Consider the following 16,586-nt stretch of genomic DNA (forward strand, 5'->3'; position numbering starts at 1 on the left):
ACGATGGCGACCGCTGTATCGACGGCGCGGCGATGGACGGCGGAGGCCGTACTGAACGCCGGCGCATCCTTCTGGTTCGTGGCGGCCGCGATCGGCCAATGGGCCTTTGTGAGCTATATAGCGGCTTTCTATGGCGGTGCCGCCGCGCGGGGCGATCCCGGCGCGTGGAACGACGTGCTGGTCGGCGGCTATGTGCGCGGCGGCACGTTCGGCAATGTCGTCCTGGCGGCGCATCTGTTGCTCGCCATCGTCATAACGGTCGGTGGCCCGCTGCAGCTCATTCCCGGGCTTCGTGCCCGCGCGCTGCCTTTCCATCGCTGGAACGGCCGGATCTACATGGTGACGGCGATCGTGATCAGCCTGGCGGGGCTTTATATGGTCTGGACGCGCGGAACCGCCGGGGGCCCCGCGATGCGGATCGGCATCAGCATCAACGGCGTGTTGATCATCGTCTGCGCGACGATCGCCTGGCGCGAGGCACTCGGCCGTCGCATCGCCGCGCATCGGCGTTGGGCATTGCGCATCTTCGTGCTGGTGAGCGGGGTGTGGTTCTTTCGCGTCGGGCTGATGTTCTGGATCCTCGCCAACCGCGCACCGGTGGGGATCGGCAAGGATTTCGACGGTCCGTTCGTCCGCTTCTGGGCCTTTGGCTGCTATCTCGTCCCGCTGGCGCTACTCGAACTCTATCTGCATGTCCGCGCGCGGGGCGGACCGGTCGCGCGCGCCGCCATGGGGATCGGGCTGTTCGTCCTGACCCTCGCAATGGCGATCGGCATCCTCGGTGCCGTCGCGGGCATGTGGTTGCCGCGCTTTGCCTGAGCATCGCTCACGATCGGGAGGGGTTGGCCATCTCGGGCGGAACGGGCAAAGGGGCCTCGAGATCGATCGAGCCGGAGCACGCCGTCATGACCCCACGCGAACTGATCGGTAGCGCGAAAGTGCCGGGCGGCGGCGAGGAATTGCGGCTGTTCCGGCGTGGCGGCGATTTCATGATCGTGCTCGATCGCAACGAACTGATGAGCAGCCGGATGAGCGGATCCGAAGAGGCGCTGGCGACAATGACCTGCGACCGCCTTGCCGGGCGCAAGGCTCCACATCTGCTGATCGGCGGCTATGGCATGGGCTTCACCTTGCGCGCCGCGCTGGGGCGGCTCGCCGGCGATGCGCGCGTGACCGTGGCGGAACTGGTGCCGGAGATCATCGCCTGGGCGCGCGGGCCGATGGTCGAGCTTGCCGCCGGCTGCCTCGACGATCGGCGCGTGGCATTGATCGAAGACGATGTCGCGGCGGTGATCCGTTCGGCGGCTTCGTCCTATGACGCGATCCTGCTCGACGTCGATAATGGCCCCGATGGATTGACGCGTGACCAGAACGACCGACTCTATTCGTCGCCGGGGCTTGCTGCGGCCAGGGCTGCGCTTCGCCCCGGCGGCATCCTCGCAGTCTGGTCCGCCGCGCCCGACGCCGCCTTTGCGCGTCGGCTCGGCGGGGCGGGGTTCAGTGTGGAGGAAGTCGCCGTCCGCGCGCGCGGCAATGGCAAGGGGCCGCGGCACGTGATCTGGTTCGGGACGAAGCGGTAGGACCTCTTCTCGACAGTCGCATCTCGGCTACGCTCGACGCTGCTCGAAGCCAACGGAAAATCTTCACCATTTGGTTCGAGCTTGTCGAGAACCGTAGTCGAGAAGTGCCCGGGCCCACGCCCCGTTGCCGAATCCGATCATCACTGCTAGGAAACAGCCGTCTCAACGCAAGCAGAGGGAGGGACATTGATGATGATATCGACCGTTCACTTCCCTCTCGGCAGGTACAGGACCACGGGCGCGCTGCGCCATTAGGTCCTGAAACCACCCTGATCCCGGCCATTCGCCGCCAGGATTCTTCCCGATAGACTTGCTTTGGAGGCGGCGCGGCTGCGCCGGTTCACGACTATGACCGATCAATCCCGCAAGGGCGCACATGGCACTGTGCGCGCTGTCCTTGCCTTCGCTTTCTGCCACTGGGCCGCGCAAAAGCTGCGTATCGCCCTGGTCTGCGGCTTTGTCTGTTTCGGCGTCGCGCTCGAAGTCTTCGTGCCGATGGTCGCCGGCCGTCTGGTCGACGCGCTCGCCGCCGGCGACCGGCCCGGCGTGCCTCTGCTGTTCGCGGCGATGGCTGCGCTCGGCATCGGTACCGTGGCGGCGCGCCATATCTCGATCGCGGTGATCGTGCCGTTCACGCTCAGGATGATGAGCGACGTCGCCGAGCAGGCATTCCGTCGCGTCCAGCGCTTCTCGACCGACTGGCATGCCAACAGCTTCGCCGGTTCGACGGTGCGCAAGATCACGCGCGGCATGTGGGCGATCGACATGCTGAACGACGTCGTGCTGATCCACATCCTCGGTTCGTTCGTGGTGCTGGTCGGCACGATGATATTGCTGGGGCTCCACTGGCCGCTGGTCGGCCTTGTCATGGGGCTGGGCGCGATTGCCTATATCGTGCTGACCGTGCTGCTCGCGACACGCTGGGTCGCACCGGCTTCGACCCTGTCCAACGCATGGGACACGCGCATGGGCGGCCTGTTGTCCGATGCGATCGGATCCAATGCGGTGGTCAAGGCTTTCGGCGCGGAACTGCGCGAGGAAGACCGGTTCACCCGGCTTGTGGACAAATGGCGCAACCGCACGCGGCGGACGTGGATGCGCAGCACCTGGTCCGGCACGATGCAACTCACCGTGCTCTGGATGCTGCGGACGCTGGTCGTCGGTGCGGCGGTGTGGCTGTGGTGGCGGGGCGACGCCACGCCCGGTGACGTCACCTATGTGCTCACCAGCTATTTCGTGCTGCACGGCCACCTCGCCGATATCGGCTATCACGTCCACCACCTCCAGCGTTCGGTGAACGAGATGGAAGAACTGGTCGAGATCCACGATCAGCCGCTGGGGATCGACGATCGCGCCGATCCGGAACCGATCGCGATCACCGCCGGAGAAGTGCGCTTCGACGACGTAACCTTCCGCTATGGGACGGATGTGACGCCGCTTTACGAGGGCCTCTCGGTGACGATCCGGGGCGGCGAGCGCGTCGGTCTGGTCGGCCATTCGGGATCGGGCAAGACCAGCTTCGTCAAGCTGATCCAGCGGCTTTACGACGTCACCGGCGGGTGCGTCACGATCGACGGGCAGGACGTGGCACATGCCACCCAACAGTCGCTGCGCTCGCAGATCGCGATCGTCCAGCAGGAACCGATCCTGTTCCATCGCAGCCTTGCGGACAATATCGCCTATGCCCGCCCCGATGCGACGATGGCGGAGATCGAGCGTGCGGCCGGACTGGCCAATGCGCACGACTTCATCGCACGCTTGCCCAAGGGCTACGCCACCCTTGTCGGTGAGCGCGGCGTCAAGCTGTCGGGCGGCGAACGCCAGCGTGTGGCGCTGGCGCGCGCCTTCCTGGCGGACGCGCCGATCCTGATCCTGGACGAGGCGACATCAAGCCTGGATTCGGAAAGCGAGGCGCTGATCCAGCAGGCGATGGAGCGGCTGATGCACGGGCGCACCGCGATCGTGATCGCGCACCGGCTGTCGACGGTACGCACGCTCGATCGTATCCTGGTGTTCGATCAGGGCCGGATCGTCGAGGACGGCGATCATGTCGCTCTGCTCGAGAATCCGCAGGGGCGCTATCGCCGGCTGTTCGATCGCCAGTCGGGCGCGGTGCGAGACGAGCCTGAGTTCATCGACGCGTAATGCCCGTGCCGGCTGAGTTCAACTCATCGGACACGGGCATCAGCCCGCGCGGCGCTTGAGCGAGCCGATCTTGGATGCGCAGCATCTTCGCGAGATCGCGGACAAGGCGATCGCCATTATCGCACGTTCAGGCCGAGCTCGGCGAGAAGCTGGCCGGCCTGTTCGCGCGATATGGTGGCACCACGGAATTGCGCGGCGTCGAACAGGCGGAGCCCGCCCAGATCGGCGCCGCGCAGATCGGCTTCCTCGAAGCGGCAGCCGGCCATATTGGCGTCGCGCAGGCTGCACCCGTCGAAGAATGCGCCACGGAAATCGCATTTGCGCAGGTCGGCCTGGCTGAAATCGACCTTGGGCAGCGTCTGCTTGCGGAATGAAAAGGATGTCAGGCGCGCGTTGATCAGCAGCGTCTCCTCCAGCACCATGTCCATGGCGCGGGCTTCGGTCAGGTCCGCGCCCGTCAGCTTGCATCCCTTGAAGCGTGCGGCGTTGAGCAACGCGCGCCGCAGCGCGGCATTGTTGAGGTCGCAGGCGTCGAAGCGCGCTTCGGCCAGATCGGCCCCGACCAGATCGGCAAAGGCGCCACGGCAGCCCTGCCAGCGCGTCTTTTCCAGCTTCGCGCCAGACAGTTTCGTCCGGCGCAGATTGCACCGTTCGAATTGCCATCCGGACAGGTCGAGCCCGGACAGATCGGCTTCCTCGAGATCGCAATCGACGAGATGCGATTGCCGGGATGCGATCAGCGCCTCCACATCGGCGCGCGCAAGCGTGCGCCCGATGACGGCGCGTTCGGCGAACAGGTCATCGATCATGCCGCGTCCTATCGGGCCGGCATGATCGATCCAAGCGGAAAGGGGAGAATGCGGGTGTGGTTGTTAAACCGCGTCGATTGCTCCCTTGAGCAACGCGGCGACGGCGGGTCCGGATTGGGTGCGGTCGCCATCGTTGCAGGCCGAAAAGGCGACGCGCTTGCGCGTGAAATCGACGAGTATTTCAGCATACCAGCGGCCGTTCGAGCCATTGTGCCAGATCTCGCCGCCGGGGCGCACCACCCAGCCCATTGCGTAATTCTCGGTATAGGGCGGGGTGTGCAGCGTCTTCCAGCTTTCGGGCTTCAGGAAGGAAGCGGGCATCTGCAGGTGTGCGTTCAGATATTTGACCATGTCGGCCAGCGTCATATGCACCAGTCCGGCCGGGCCGAGCACGGCAGGTAGATCGGCAGGCAGATTGGGCCTGTCGAGCGGCACCGGGGTCAGCGCCTTGGGTTCGCCGAACAGCGTATGGCCGAGCGGCTGGTCGAGCTTGCCGGGGGTGCCCGGCGCGCCGTAACCGGCCGAAGACTGGCCGAGCGGCTTGAAGACATGGGCGGCGAGCAGCTTTTCCCAGCTCTGCTTGTAGATCACCTCCAGCATGGTACCGGCGATCACATAGCCGCTGTTCGAATAGAGCATCTTCTCACCCGGCGCCGCGACCGGATCGTCGGCCAGCGCCAATGCCGAATAACGCAGCCGGTCGGGCCGCGGATCGGCGGGGCTGGCGACCGGGAAATTCATCATCTCCGCATTGGCGATGCCGCGCGGCAGGCCCGAATGATGGCTGCACAGATGACGCAGGGTGACGGTCTTGTAGACCTCCTTCATGCCCGGCGCGGCGCTGCCCAGAATCTCGCCCACGCTCGTATCCCAACTGATCCCGCCTTTCTCGACCAGGCGCGCGACCAATGTCGAGGTGTAGGATTTGGTGATCGATCCGATATGCCAGAGATCGTTCGTGGTGACGGGCGTCGCGGCTGCGAGCGAACGGACACCGTCGGCGACGAGCATCGCCTTGCCGCCATCGGCCGAGCGGGCGCCGCCGAGCGCCGGAATACCGCCCGTCGCGCGAAGCTTCGCGAGTGCGGCCGACGTGAAGCCTTCGAGCGTCGGTTGCGGCGCATCGGCCGCGAAAGCACGCATCGGCAGCCCCATCAGCCCGGCGACGGTTGCCAGGCCCAGGATATGTTCGCGCCGCGATTGTCGGATCATGTCTCACTGCTCCCCAAATGCTTCATGCCGGCGGAGATCGCATCGCCGGTGGCTGGTATCTCGGCTTCACACCGTGTTGGACCGTGCCCAGATTTGGTCTGATCGGGATCGTATTATCCCATCCGGAAAAGTGTCAATTGATTTTCGGCCCGATCCTGACCAATGATCCGGAACTGAAAATCGGCGTCGAACGGGGCATCGCTCCCTTGGCGCTGTCCACCCAAAACCGCCGGCCGGGACCGCGCGAAAAAAGGATGCTCGATATGAACAGGATGATGACGGCCTTGCTCGCGACGGCCGCGATGGGATTGCCCGCGTGCGGTGCTTTGGCGGCGCCCGCTGACTCGTCATCCTATGACGTGATCATCCGCCATGGCACCGTCTTCGATGGCACCGGCGCGGAAGGCCGTGTCGCCGATATCGGCATCGTCGGGGATCGCGTGATCACCATCGGCGACCTTTCCCGCGCGAAAGCGCCGGTCGAAAAGGATGCGAAGGGCCTCTACGTGTCGCCCGGCTTCGTCAGCGTGCACGATCACAGCGCACCCACATCCTATGCCCGTCCGGAGGGCATTTTGACCCAGGGCGTCACCACCGCGATCGCCAATCCCGACGGCGGTGGTGAACTCGATCTCGTCAAGCAGCTCGATGTCCCGCTCGGGCTCAATTATGGCGGTTATATCGGCTTCAATTCGGTGTGGGGCAATGTCGTCGGCTTCGACAATCGCCGCGCCACGCCCGACGAGATCGAGCGGATGAAGGCGCTGGTGCTCAAGGGGTTGGAGGACGGCGCCTTCGGCCTGTCGTCAGGCCTCGACTACAAGCCGTCCTTCTGGGCGACGACGGACGAGGTGATCGCGGTCGCCAAGGTGGCGTCGGGCGCCTGGCGGACCAACTTCACCAATCACGAGCGGGTCTTCCCCGGCAATGGCTATAGCTCGATGGCGGGGATGAGGGAGACGCTGGAGATCGGCGAGAAGGCGGGGCTGATGCCCGTCATCACCCATATGAAACTGCAGGGCCGCGACAACGGCAAGACGGCGGAGGCGCTCGCGCTCGCGACCGACGCGAAGAAGCGCGGCGTCGATGTCGGCATGGACGCCTATCCCTACACCTACGGCTCGACCAGCCTGGAGCAGCTGACCATCCCGTCCTGGGCGCAGGAAGGCGGGCGGGATGCGATGCTCAAGCGCTTCAAGGATCCAGCGTTGCGCGCGAAGATCATCGCCGAGACCAACGAGCAGATCGATATCCGCTGGATGGGGCCCAAGGGCGTCTACATCGTCGATATCGAAAAGCGGCTCCCCGTCGAGATGGCGGCACGCGGCAATATCTCGGGCGGCGAGGCGATCGTCCAGTTGCTCGAGGAGGGCAATCGCCGCGTATTGCTGAGCTTTGGCACCGAGGAGGACCAGGCGGCATTGCTCAAGGATCCGCTCCAGGTCGTTTCGTGCGACTGCGGCGCCAATACCTCCAAGGTCGGCCATCCCCGCAACTGGGGTTCCTTCCCACGCTTCCTGGGCCGCTATGTGCGTGAGCAGAATCTGGTGAGCTGGGGAGAGGCGGTGCGCAAGATGACGGCATTGCCCGCGGCGATGGTCGGCCTGTCCGAGCGCGGTTATCTGCTGCCCGGCATGATGGCGGACATCACGCTGTTCGATCCGAAGACGGTGATCGACCGGTCCACGGTGGAAGCGCCGACCTTGCCTTCGGTCGGCATCCAGGCCGTGCTGGTCAACGGCAAGCTGGCGTTCGACGACGGCAAGATGGTCGACGGCACGTTCGGCGCGCGCCTTGTCCGTTCGCGCCACGAACCGTCGCGCCCGATGAACTTCGATATCGCGCGCAGCGTGTCGGCGACGGGCAAGGTGAGCGGCGCCACCATCGCGATCAATCTGGCCCAGGCCGCCGGCGCGGCGACCCCGACGGGCAAGGTCAGCGTGAAGGGGCTGCCCGGCGGCACGCTCGTCTTCACGCCGAGCATCCTTCAGACCACCAGGGGGTGGGCGAGCATCACCGGCACCGGCAAGCGCGGCAAGGGCAAGGTGGAAGCGATCACGCTCCAGCTTGAGCAGGCCGATCCGTTCGGCGACGGTAAGCCGACGCTGACGGTGTTGGCCGATGGCAAGCCGATCCTGGAAGGCGCCTTGCCCGATGGCGCGATCCTGGTGGCCGAGGGTGGCAGGTAAATACCCGTCGTCATCGACCTGACCTTGTTGTCGCCCCAGCGAAAGCTGGGGCCCATATGTTCGTCGAAGCACGGCGTAGCTTGACGTATCGCATGGGCTCCAGCCTGCGCTGGAGCGGCGGGAAGGTGTGCGGTTCCTGCCGGATCACCCCAGCGCCACCCGCCGCGTGATCCCAATCGCGTCGAGAAACGCCTCGTCATGGCTCACCACCAGCAGCGCGCCGTCATAGCCGCGCAATCCGGCTTCGACAGCTTCCATCGAAGCGATGTCGAGATGGTTGGTCGGTTCGTCGAGGATCAGCAACTGCGGCGGTTTCGGCGCGCCGAGCACACAGGCGAGCCCGGCGCGCAGCATCTGGCCGCCACTCAGGGTGGAAACGATCTGAAGCGCCGCGTCCGCCCGGAACATGAAACGGGCGAGCGCCGCCCGGCAACTGTTCTCGTCGCGTTCGCCGGTGATCCGCGCGAAATTGTCGCGGATCGAGCTGTCGGGATCGAGCAGGCTGACCGTCTGGTCGAGCATGGCGAAGCCGGGCAGTGTGCGTATCGTTCCCGCCCATGGCGCGAGCCTGCCCGTGACGAGCGCGAGCAAGCTCGTCTTGCCCGATCCGTTTTCACCAATGATCGCGACGCGTTCCGGCCCGCTGATCGTCAGTGAAAGATCGTGCAAGATCGGCCGGCCCGGTTCGTAGCCGGCGGTGACGCCGTCGATCTCCAGCACCATCCGGTTGGTGGGAAGACCCGATGGCGGAATGACGACCGACATGGTCTTCAGTATCTCGATACGCTCGCGGGCGGCATCAGCGATTTCAGCCGCGTGCATACGCTGGCGCTGTGCCAGCCGCGCATTCTCTCCACTGCTGTCCTCGGCCCGGTCCTTGCGCTTGCCGAGCAGGATGCGGGGCAGGTCGCCTTTCGCATTGCGGCGTCGGCCAGCCGCATCCTTGCGCGCCTTGCGCTCGATCGTATCCTGTACCTGCCGTTCGACCTGCGCGATCTGCTTCTCGGCATCGGCCAGGTCGCGCTCCGCCGCTTCCAGTTCGGCCTGTTTGCGCTCGCGATACTGGCTCCAATTGCCGCCATAGCGTGTCGCGCCGAGCGTCGTCAGCTCGACGATCGCATCCATGGTTTCGAGCAGTTCGCGATCATGGCTGACAACGATCGCGCCACCACGCCAGCCGTCAAGCAGTGCGATCACGGCCTCGCGCCCGGCACGGTCGAGATTGTTGGTGGGCTCGTCGAGCAGCAGGAAGTCCGGCTTGGCGAAGATCGCGCCCGCCAGGCTCGCACGCGTCCTCTGGCCGCCGGACAATGCGGTCAGCGGCGTATCCGCCTGCGCGTCGAGCCCGACATGACCGAGCGCAGCCTGGATCCGTTCCTCGATCGTCCAGTCGGCATTCTCCAGATCCTCGATGCTCGCGCTGCCGGCCTCGGCACGCCGGAGCAGGGCGAGCGCATCTGAGGCGCCGAACAGGTCGGTAATTGTTTCACTGTCTGAGACGCGAACCGCCTGATGCAGCATGAAGAAGCTGCCGGTGATCGAGAGACTGCCCGATTGCACGGGCGATTGGCCCGAGATCAGCCGAAGCAATGTCGATTTGCCGACGCCGTTGCGGCCGACAAGCCCGGCGCGTTCGGGGCCGAAGGCGAGATCGAGATTTGAAAGGACGTGGCGCCCGTCAGGCGTTGACCAGCTGAGATTGGATAGGGTGATGGCAGGCATATGGATTTTCCCTGAAGGCAAGGCGATTGGGCTTTGCTGTCGGGTTGAAATCCATGATGGACGCGCATCCTCGGTTGGTGATGTCCCATCAACTAGGCGCGGTGACGCACGCTTTCAAGCCCGGTCAGACGCGCAGCCGCTATCCGCGCCGAAGCAGCAGCAGCGTGATCGCGATCGAGAGCGCACCGCCGAGCATGGCGTAGAGCAAGGATGACCAGCCCGGCGGCAGACCGAGTGTCGAGAGTGCGTTGAAGGACAATGCCCAGATCCGCTCGCCACCGATGCGGACGACGAGCAATGCCGTCAGCAACGCATGGACGACGTAAAGCGTCAGTGCGTCGCGACCAAGCGTGGCCATCAGTCGGGCCCATCGTTGCACTTCGAGCATCGGCCATGCCGCCCGCAGCGCAGCGAGCATGGCCAGCCCGATGCCGGCGGTCAGCAGCGCGAAGCTGGGTGTCCATAGCGCCTTGTTGAGCGGCGAGAACAGCAACGCGCCACGCGCAAGGATCAGGCACAGCGCGGCGGCGGCCAGCGTCGTCACCACGGACCGATCCAGCCGCATCGTTCGCCGCTGAACGGCGACGCCGATCAGTGCGGTCGCGATCGCGGACAATGTCGAGAGTGGTCCTTCCGGATCCCAGGTTTCGCGAAACAGCCGTCCCGGCAGCAGTGCGCGATCCAGCCAGCCGCTCAGGCCCTGGCCCGGCGCCATGCTGGGCGCGACTTCGCCGGGCGCCGGCAGATGGAGCAGCAGTCCGTGAAGTGCGAGCAGCAGCACGGCCAGTGCGGCCGGGCCGATCCAGCTCCGCGTGACGCGGCAGGCGATCGCGCAGGCCAGATAGGCGATGGCGACCCGTTCGAGCACGCCGGTGAAGCGGATCGATGCGAGGTCGAGGCGCGCGAAGACGATCCCGCCGATCAGCGCGCCCAGCGCCAGCCCGATCAGGTAAAGCAGCATCGACCGGCGCAGGATGCGGCCCATGCCCGGTGGTGGCGTACGCCGGTCAAGTGCGAGCGGTAGCGCCAGCCCGGAAGCCAGCAGGAACAGCGGGAAGACCAGGTCGGCAAAGGTGAAGCCGTTCCATTCGGCATGGACGAACGCGCGGAAGGCGGCATCGCCAGATCCCTGGAGATTGACGAGCACCATGCCCAGCACAGCGATGCCACGCAGCGCGTCGAGCGCGCCGTCGCGCTCCGTGCAACCGTTCGATCCCCCCACGCGCCTCTCCCCCGACAGGCGGGCCGTCCAGGCCCCGGAGCGTTTCCAACATGTGTGGAAACGCCCTTGTTTTTCGCGGTCGCATTTTCCGAGCCGTCGACCGCAAACGGTCAACTTGGAAATGCTCTATTCGTCGATCAGGTCCAGATAGCTCACCACGTCGTTGTCGGTCGCGATGAACAGGCCGTCCTGAAGCTCGCCGGGCTGTCGCGCCGCGATCGCGAGCGCTTCACCGAGGGGGCCGTAGAACAGGGTTGTCGCCGCACCACCCTCCGTTTCACCATCCAGGTGATAGAGGCGCACCGACACGCTATCCGAAACCGTTCTCATGCGCGGACGATGCAGCGGATCGGCGCGGATCGCAATGTGCGGTCATCCATTCTCGAACAATGTCCTGAACTGGCGCGGCTGCGAACGGAGATACTGGCTCGGCGCCGTCACCTGACCACCCAACGCGGCGGCCGCATGCCAGGGCCAGCGCGGATCGTAGAGGATCGTACGGGCCAGCGCGATCATATCGGCATCACCGGTCGCGACGATCGCTTCGGCCTGTTCGGGGTCGGTGATCAGTCCTACCGCGACCACGGGCATCGATACCACCTGCCTGACCGCACGCGCCAGCGGTACCTGGTAGCTGGGGCCGACCGGGATGGCCTGTGCCGGGTGAAGCCCGCCGCTCGAAACATGGATCGCGGCGCAACCCCGCGCTTCCAGCGCCTGCGCGAAGGCGATGGTCTGCTCGACATCCCAGCCGCCATCGACCCAATCGGTGCCCGAGACCCGCATCGTCACCGGCCGGTCGGCAGGAAAGGCGTCGCGCACGGCGTCGAAGATCTCGAGCGGGAAGCGCATCCGGTTTTCGAGCGGGCCGCCATATTCGTCGTCACGCCGGTTCGACAGCGGCGACAGGAATTCATGCATCAGATAGCCGTGCGCACCATGAAGCTGGATCGCGTCGATGCCCAGCCGCGCGACGCGGCGCGCGGCCGCGACAAAGGCATCTCGCACCCGGTCCATGCCGTCGCGGTCCAGCGCGACCGGCGCATTCTCGCCTTCGGCGAAGGGAATCGCGGATGGAGCGACGGTCTGCCAGCCATGCGGATCGGCGGGCGCGATCTGCCCGCCGCCCGTCCAGGGGAGGTCGGTCGACGCCTTGCGGCCGGCATGTGCAAGCTGGATCGCGATGGGCATGGCGGACCATTTGCGAATGCCCTGCAGCGTGCGCGCCATCGCGGCCTCGGTCTCGTCGTTCCACAGCCCGACATCGGCCCAACTGATCCGGCCTTCGGGGAGCACCGCGGTCGCCTCGATCGTCAGCAGCGCCGCGCCGGACAGCGCAAGCTGGCCAAGATGGATCAGATGCCAGTCGGTCATACAGCCGTCCTCGGCCGAATATTGGCACATCGGCGCGATGACGATGCGGTTGGCGAGGCTAAGCCCGCCGATCTCGATCGGCTGGAACAGTCGGGGCTGGCTCAAGATGATCTCCGATGGCCTGATGCGTTCATGCGCGGGGAGATGAGCGGTCCGATCCGCCGTTTCAATGGTTGCGCAGGCGTTCAGAACGGAAAGAATGCGGTGATCGCGACGATCGCCACCACATAGGTCAGCAGGTTGAGCGGCAGGCCGACGCGGACGAAATCCATATAGCGATAGCCGCCCATCTGATAGACGATCACATTGGTCTGGTAGCCGAAGGGCGTGGCGAAGGCGGCGCTTCCAGCCATCATCACCGCGACGATGAAGGGGCGGGGGCTGACGCCCAGGCTTTCGGCCAGCGCCACCGCGATGGGCGTCACCAGCACCGCCACCGTTGCGTTTGACAGTAATTCGGTCAGCAGCATCGTCGCGCCGTAGAGCACGATCAGAGCGGTCAGCGGCCCGAATTCCTGCATCGACCCGACAAGCGCCCCCGTCGCGGTGGCGGCCAGGCCGCTCTCCTCCATCGCGATGCCGATCACCACCATGCCCGCGATCAGGATCAGGATCTGCGGGCGCAAGCCGCCATAGGCCTCGTCCGCCGTGATCACGCGCAACAGGATCAGCAGCACCGCGCCGGCAAAGGCGGACGCCGCGATCGGTGCGATGCCGAGCGCGGCGGTTGCGATCGCACCGATGAAGATCGCCAGCGCGATCACGGCTTTCATGGGCTGAAAAGGGCGAGGTTCGGCGAAATATTCGGCATGGCCGACCTGTGCGTCGTCGGTGTCGATATTGCCGGGCATGGCGGCGCGATCGGCGGCGATATCGGGCTCGTTCAGGCTGCGGCGCATCAGCCGGCCGCTGAACAGGAACAGGTAGATCCCGCCCGCCAGCGCGATCGGCAGGCCGACCGGCGTGATCTCGAACATGCCGAAGCGCGGCTGGCCCGCATTGCTTGCCATGTCGTCGACCAGCAGGTTGGTCGACGTGCCGATCAGGGTGCAGCAGCCGGTGAGCACGGTGATGTAGGACAGCGGCATCAGATAGCGTTTGGGCGAAAGCCTGAGCGCGGTCGCGACGTCGCGCACCACCGGCGCGCCGAGCACGACGATCGGTGTCGAGTTCAGGAAGCAGGAGGCCAGCCCGATCGCGCCGAGCAGCAGCCAGAGCCCGGCGGCGCCCAATCGCTTGCACATGCCGACGGCGGCCGCGATCGCGCGATCGAGCAGGCCGGAGAGTTCGAGCGCATAGGCGATGACGAACAGCGAGGCGAGCGCGATGATCGCCGGGCTGGCAAAGGCGCCCTGCACCTCGACGGGGCGCACGACCCCCGTCATCAGCAACACCGCCGCGCCGGAGAGCGCGACGACATCGGCGCGCACCTTGTCCCAGATCAGCGCCGCGACGACGGCGGCGAGTACGACGAGCGTCAATATCTGGTCGGCATTCACCGGCGAACTGCCGTTTTCAATCGCGTTTCGATGGCCTTACGCAACATGACCCTTTCTGCCCCACGCAGTCTCATAGCCCGAACGGTCTGGAGACTGTCGCAGAATTTGCTATCAAGTGCGAATGAAAGAGCCAAGCCTGCGCGCCAGTCGCCTCGCGATCGCGGGGAGTATTGTCGGCATATTGCTCGTCGGCGGGGCGGGATTCCTGCTTGGGCGGAACACGTCCGAACGTGATCCCGTGCCGATCGCGCCACCTGCGCCGGCGCCTCGCCCCGTGGTGGTGCCGGTCGATCCCAATGCCAATGTTCTCGATCGCGCGGGCCTGATCGCGCTGGCCGCCGCCGCCACGGATGCCGAGGCGGCGGGAGCGCCGCCCCCCGAACGGGTCATCCAGTCGGATGGCCGTCGTTTCCTGATCAACCTGCCCTTCGGGTGCGGAGGACCGGCGCCTGCGACAAGCGATGCCGCGATGCGCTGGCGGATCGAAGGCAAGGCACTGCGCGTCCATGTCGAACCTGCCGCGTTGGATTCCACGGATTGGCTGCAGCCATCACCGCCAGAGGTGGAGGCGGTGGCGGAAGCCTATTGGATCTCGCGGCCATGGACGTCGAGCGAAAGCTGCCCCGCGAATATTGCCGGGAAGCAGGTGATGGATGCACCTGCACCGGAGGAAGCGCTGGCACTGGCGCAATTCCATCTGGTCGAAGGGCGGCGACAGGGGCGCCGCGCCGGCCAGCCGCTCGAAACAGTCCAGCGCGTGCCTGGCGAGGTGCCCGATCTTTCGCAAGGATTGCGGTTGCGGATCAGCGGCCGGATCGCGAATGTTCCCGGCCGGAACAGCCCGGTTCTGTGTCGCCAGCCTGCCGGCGTGGAACAACGCCCCATCTGCCTGATTTCCATCGCCACCGACGAGATGGCGATCGTCAACCCCGCGACGGCAGAGACGTTGGCGACCTGGAGCGTCGATCGCGCCGATGCCGTTGGTCGTCGCGGCGATTGACCGGCGGGCTCCTCAACATCGGAAAGCGTCGAAGAATTGCCGGTGTGATTTCAGGATGCGCTCGGCGGTCGCCGGGTCGGGCGTGAGCGACCAATTGTCGAGTTCGAAGGTGCCGCCGAGCATGATGCCGTCCGCGCGCGGGAACATGTAGCCCGCGCGTCCGGCAAAGGCGTAGCCGATCTCGGGCTGGGGCAGCAGCACGGCGAGCTGGCCGCGCGCCGGGCGCAATTCCTGGTCGCCGATCAGGTCGCGCGCGCCCAGTCCCGTACAGTTGAAGACGAGGCGTTCGGGCAGGGTTCCGATGTCTCCGGGGCCGAGCTTGCGCACTTCGATCCGCCCGCCCGCGACCTGGATGTCGCGCAGCATCTGGCGCAGGAATCGCCCGGTTTCGACATAGAGGGTGATGTAGAGACCGGCGGATTCGACCGGGAAAGGATGTTCGTCCGCGCGAAGGATGCGGTTTTCGGGCGGGAAGGTATCGAACAGCGGCGTCTCCGGCTGGGGCCGCTCGGTATAGGTGGGCAGCCAGTGGACGCCGTAGTCGTCGCCGACCATGATCTGGAAGCGGCGCCAGCTATAGTCCGCCGCCGCCAGATATTGGCGGCGCCATTCGGGTGTGACCGCATCCTTGTCGAACAGGCCGAAGGGATGCCATTGCCCGCCCGCGATGTTCGATGTCGTGTCGGGCGGCAACGCGTCGGCATAGATGGTGACGGCATGCCCCGCTTCCTGCGCCAGCCGCGCCGTGGTCAGCCCCATGATGCCGGCGCCGATCACCGCGACGGGGCCCTTGTGCCCGGGCAACCCCAGATCGACCGCCAGTTTCGAGCTGCCCCAGCTGAGGGTGATCCCCGCGCCGCCATGCCCGTAATTATGGACGAGCTTCGTCGCGCCCATCTGTTCGGCGCGCACCACGAATCCCGATGCGCGATAGGGCCGAAGACCGACGAGATGGCGGATAACCCGTTCCGGCGCGACATTCACCCTGGGCAGGCAGGCCGGTTTCGTGCCGGCGCTGGCGACGCGGGTGGGCGTGCAGCCGGCGCTCAGCAGTCCGGCACCGCCGACAGCGGTGCAGCCCAGGAAGTTTCGACGGGTAAGCGAGGGAATCATCGGGTGAAACTAGCCGCCGGACCGGTCGGTGCAAGGCGTGATGCCGCGTGGCGCAAGGGCGCGCCGAAAATATTTCGGGCATCTTTCCGGAAAATTGCCGGCCATGTGTCTATGCTGGAACGGCCGTGAAATGCGCGGCGACGAAGGGCAGGCATGGAGGATCGGCACCGGCAGGCACGGATCGCGGAATGGGTGACACGCACCGTGCTGCCCTGCGAGCATCTTGTGCGCGCCTGGCTGGCGCGATCGCTGGTCAGCCAGTCCGACAGCGACGACCTGATCCAGGAAGCCTATTGCCGCCTCTCCAATGTCGAGGCGTTCGAGCAGATCGCGCGACCCGATGCGTTCTTTTTCCAGACCGTCCGCAACCTGCTGCTCAACCATATCCGTCGCGCGCGCCTGGTGCGGATCGAGACCGTGGCCGAGCTCGACGAACTGGGCCTGGCCGACAATGCGCCATCGCCCGAACGCGTGACAGGCGCACGACGCGATCTGGAGCGTGTGCGCGCCTGCATCGCCGATCTGCCCGAACGCTGCCGCCGGGTGTTCGAACTGCGGCGGATCGAAGGGCTTTCGCAGCGGGAGATCGCGGAGCGGCTGGGGGTGAACGAGAATGTCGTCGAATATGAAGTGTCGCGCGGATTGAAGCTGGTGGTGAAGGCTTTGCGCGCGCGCGGCGATGATGTGACGGATTTTTCGCGCAAGGGCGCGGTTAGGTGAG

Annotated in this window: 14 protein-coding genes; 6 read left to right on the forward strand and 8 right to left on the reverse strand. The window is 65.9% G+C overall.

Translation table 11 applies throughout. The features are described 5' to 3' along the window. The first annotated feature begins 3 nt into the window (after window positions 1–3). From ACODTA_RS01925 to ACODTA_RS01935, 3 genes are all read left to right on the forward strand, one after another. The gene (locus ACODTA_RS01925; RefSeq protein ID WP_489064119.1) at window positions 4–819 is read left to right on the forward strand and encodes a DUF2306 domain-containing protein; all 816 of its coding nucleotides are present in this window, start codon (window positions 4–6) and stop codon (window positions 817–819) included. An 86-nt stretch (window positions 820–905) separates the two neighbouring features. Continuing rightward, the gene (locus tag ACODTA_RS01930; protein WP_489064120.1) at window positions 906–1,580 is read left to right on the forward strand and encodes a spermine/spermidine synthase domain-containing protein; all 675 of its coding nucleotides are present in this window, start codon (window positions 906–908) and stop codon (window positions 1,578–1,580) included. A gap of 348 nt (window positions 1,581–1,928) precedes the next feature. Then, a complete protein-coding gene (locus tag ACODTA_RS01935) occupies window positions 1,929–3,725 on the forward strand; it encodes an ABC transporter ATP-binding protein (RefSeq protein ID WP_489064121.1) in 1,797 nt (598 codons plus the stop codon). A 116-nt stretch (window positions 3,726–3,841) separates the two neighbouring features. Here the strand turns inward: ACODTA_RS01935 and ACODTA_RS01940 are convergent, their stop codons facing one another. Together ACODTA_RS01940 and ACODTA_RS01945 are read right to left on the reverse strand one after the other, a co-directional pair. Beyond that, the gene (locus tag ACODTA_RS01940) at window positions 3,842–4,534 is read right to left on the reverse strand and encodes a pentapeptide repeat-containing protein (RefSeq protein ID WP_489064122.1); all 693 of its coding nucleotides are present in this window, start codon (window positions 4,532–4,534) and stop codon (window positions 3,842–3,844) included. A gap of 63 nt (window positions 4,535–4,597) precedes the next feature. After that, window positions 4,598–5,746 (reverse strand): serine hydrolase domain-containing protein, encoded by a 1,149-nt coding sequence (locus ACODTA_RS01945; RefSeq protein WP_489064123.1) that lies wholly within the window; start codon window positions 5,744–5,746, stop codon window positions 4,598–4,600. 263 nt (window positions 5,747–6,009) lie between these two features. Here ACODTA_RS01945 and ACODTA_RS01950 point away from each other — a divergent pair, with 263 nt between their 5' ends. After that, the gene (locus tag ACODTA_RS01950; RefSeq protein WP_489064124.1) at window positions 6,010–7,935 is read left to right on the forward strand and encodes an N-acyl-D-amino-acid deacylase family protein; all 1,926 of its coding nucleotides are present in this window, start codon (window positions 6,010–6,012) and stop codon (window positions 7,933–7,935) included. Window positions 7,936–8,079: 144 nt separating this feature from the next. On the opposite strand, the gene ACODTA_RS01955 is transcribed toward ACODTA_RS01950, so the two are convergent. From ACODTA_RS01955 to ACODTA_RS01975, 5 genes are all read right to left on the reverse strand, one after another. Continuing rightward, window positions 8,080–9,657, reverse strand: a complete 1,578-nt coding sequence (locus ACODTA_RS01955; RefSeq protein WP_489064125.1) for an ABC-F family ATP-binding cassette domain-containing protein — start codon at window positions 9,655–9,657, stop codon at window positions 8,080–8,082. Window positions 9,658–9,796: 139 nt separating this feature from the next. Beyond that, window positions 9,797–10,879, reverse strand: a complete 1,083-nt coding sequence (locus ACODTA_RS01960) for an acyltransferase family protein (protein WP_489064126.1) — start codon at window positions 10,877–10,879, stop codon at window positions 9,797–9,799. Between the two features lie 126 nt (window positions 10,880–11,005). Next, window positions 11,006–11,209, reverse strand: coding sequence for a hypothetical protein (locus ACODTA_RS01965; protein WP_489064127.1), 204 nt, complete (start codon window positions 11,207–11,209; stop codon window positions 11,006–11,008). Window positions 11,210–11,251: 42 nt separating this feature from the next. After that, window positions 11,252–12,358: an NADH:flavin oxidoreductase/NADH oxidase gene (locus ACODTA_RS01970; RefSeq protein ID WP_489064128.1), complete on the reverse strand. Its 1,107-nt coding sequence runs from the start codon at window positions 12,356–12,358 to the stop codon at window positions 11,252–11,254. 80 nt (window positions 12,359–12,438) lie between these two features. Continuing rightward, window positions 12,439–13,752 carry an SLC13 family permease gene (locus ACODTA_RS01975; RefSeq protein ID WP_489064129.1) on the reverse strand — a complete coding sequence of 438 codons (1,314 nt, stop codon included), beginning with the start codon at window positions 13,750–13,752 and terminating at the stop codon, window positions 12,439–12,441. 121 nt (window positions 13,753–13,873) lie between these two features. On the opposite strand from ACODTA_RS01975, the gene ACODTA_RS01980 reads away from it, so the two are divergent. Next, on the forward strand, window positions 13,874–14,752 hold the full coding sequence (locus ACODTA_RS01980) for a hypothetical protein (RefSeq protein ID WP_489064130.1): 879 nt from the start codon (window positions 13,874–13,876) through the stop codon (window positions 14,750–14,752). Window positions 14,753–14,764: 12 nt separating this feature from the next. On the opposite strand, the gene ACODTA_RS01985 is transcribed toward ACODTA_RS01980, so the two are convergent. Further along, the gene (locus ACODTA_RS01985) at window positions 14,765–15,865 is read right to left on the reverse strand and encodes an FAD-dependent oxidoreductase (RefSeq protein WP_489064131.1); all 1,101 of its coding nucleotides are present in this window, start codon (window positions 15,863–15,865) and stop codon (window positions 14,765–14,767) included. A 153-nt stretch (window positions 15,866–16,018) separates the two neighbouring features. Here ACODTA_RS01985 and ACODTA_RS01990 point away from each other — a divergent pair, with 153 nt between their 5' ends. After that, complete coding sequence (locus tag ACODTA_RS01990; RefSeq protein ID WP_489064132.1) at window positions 16,019–16,585, forward strand: RNA polymerase sigma factor; 567 nt, start codon at window positions 16,019–16,021, stop codon at window positions 16,583–16,585. Window position 16,586: the final 1 nt, after the last annotated feature.

It is taken from the genome of Sphingomonas sp. FG14 (assembly GCF_057809675.1).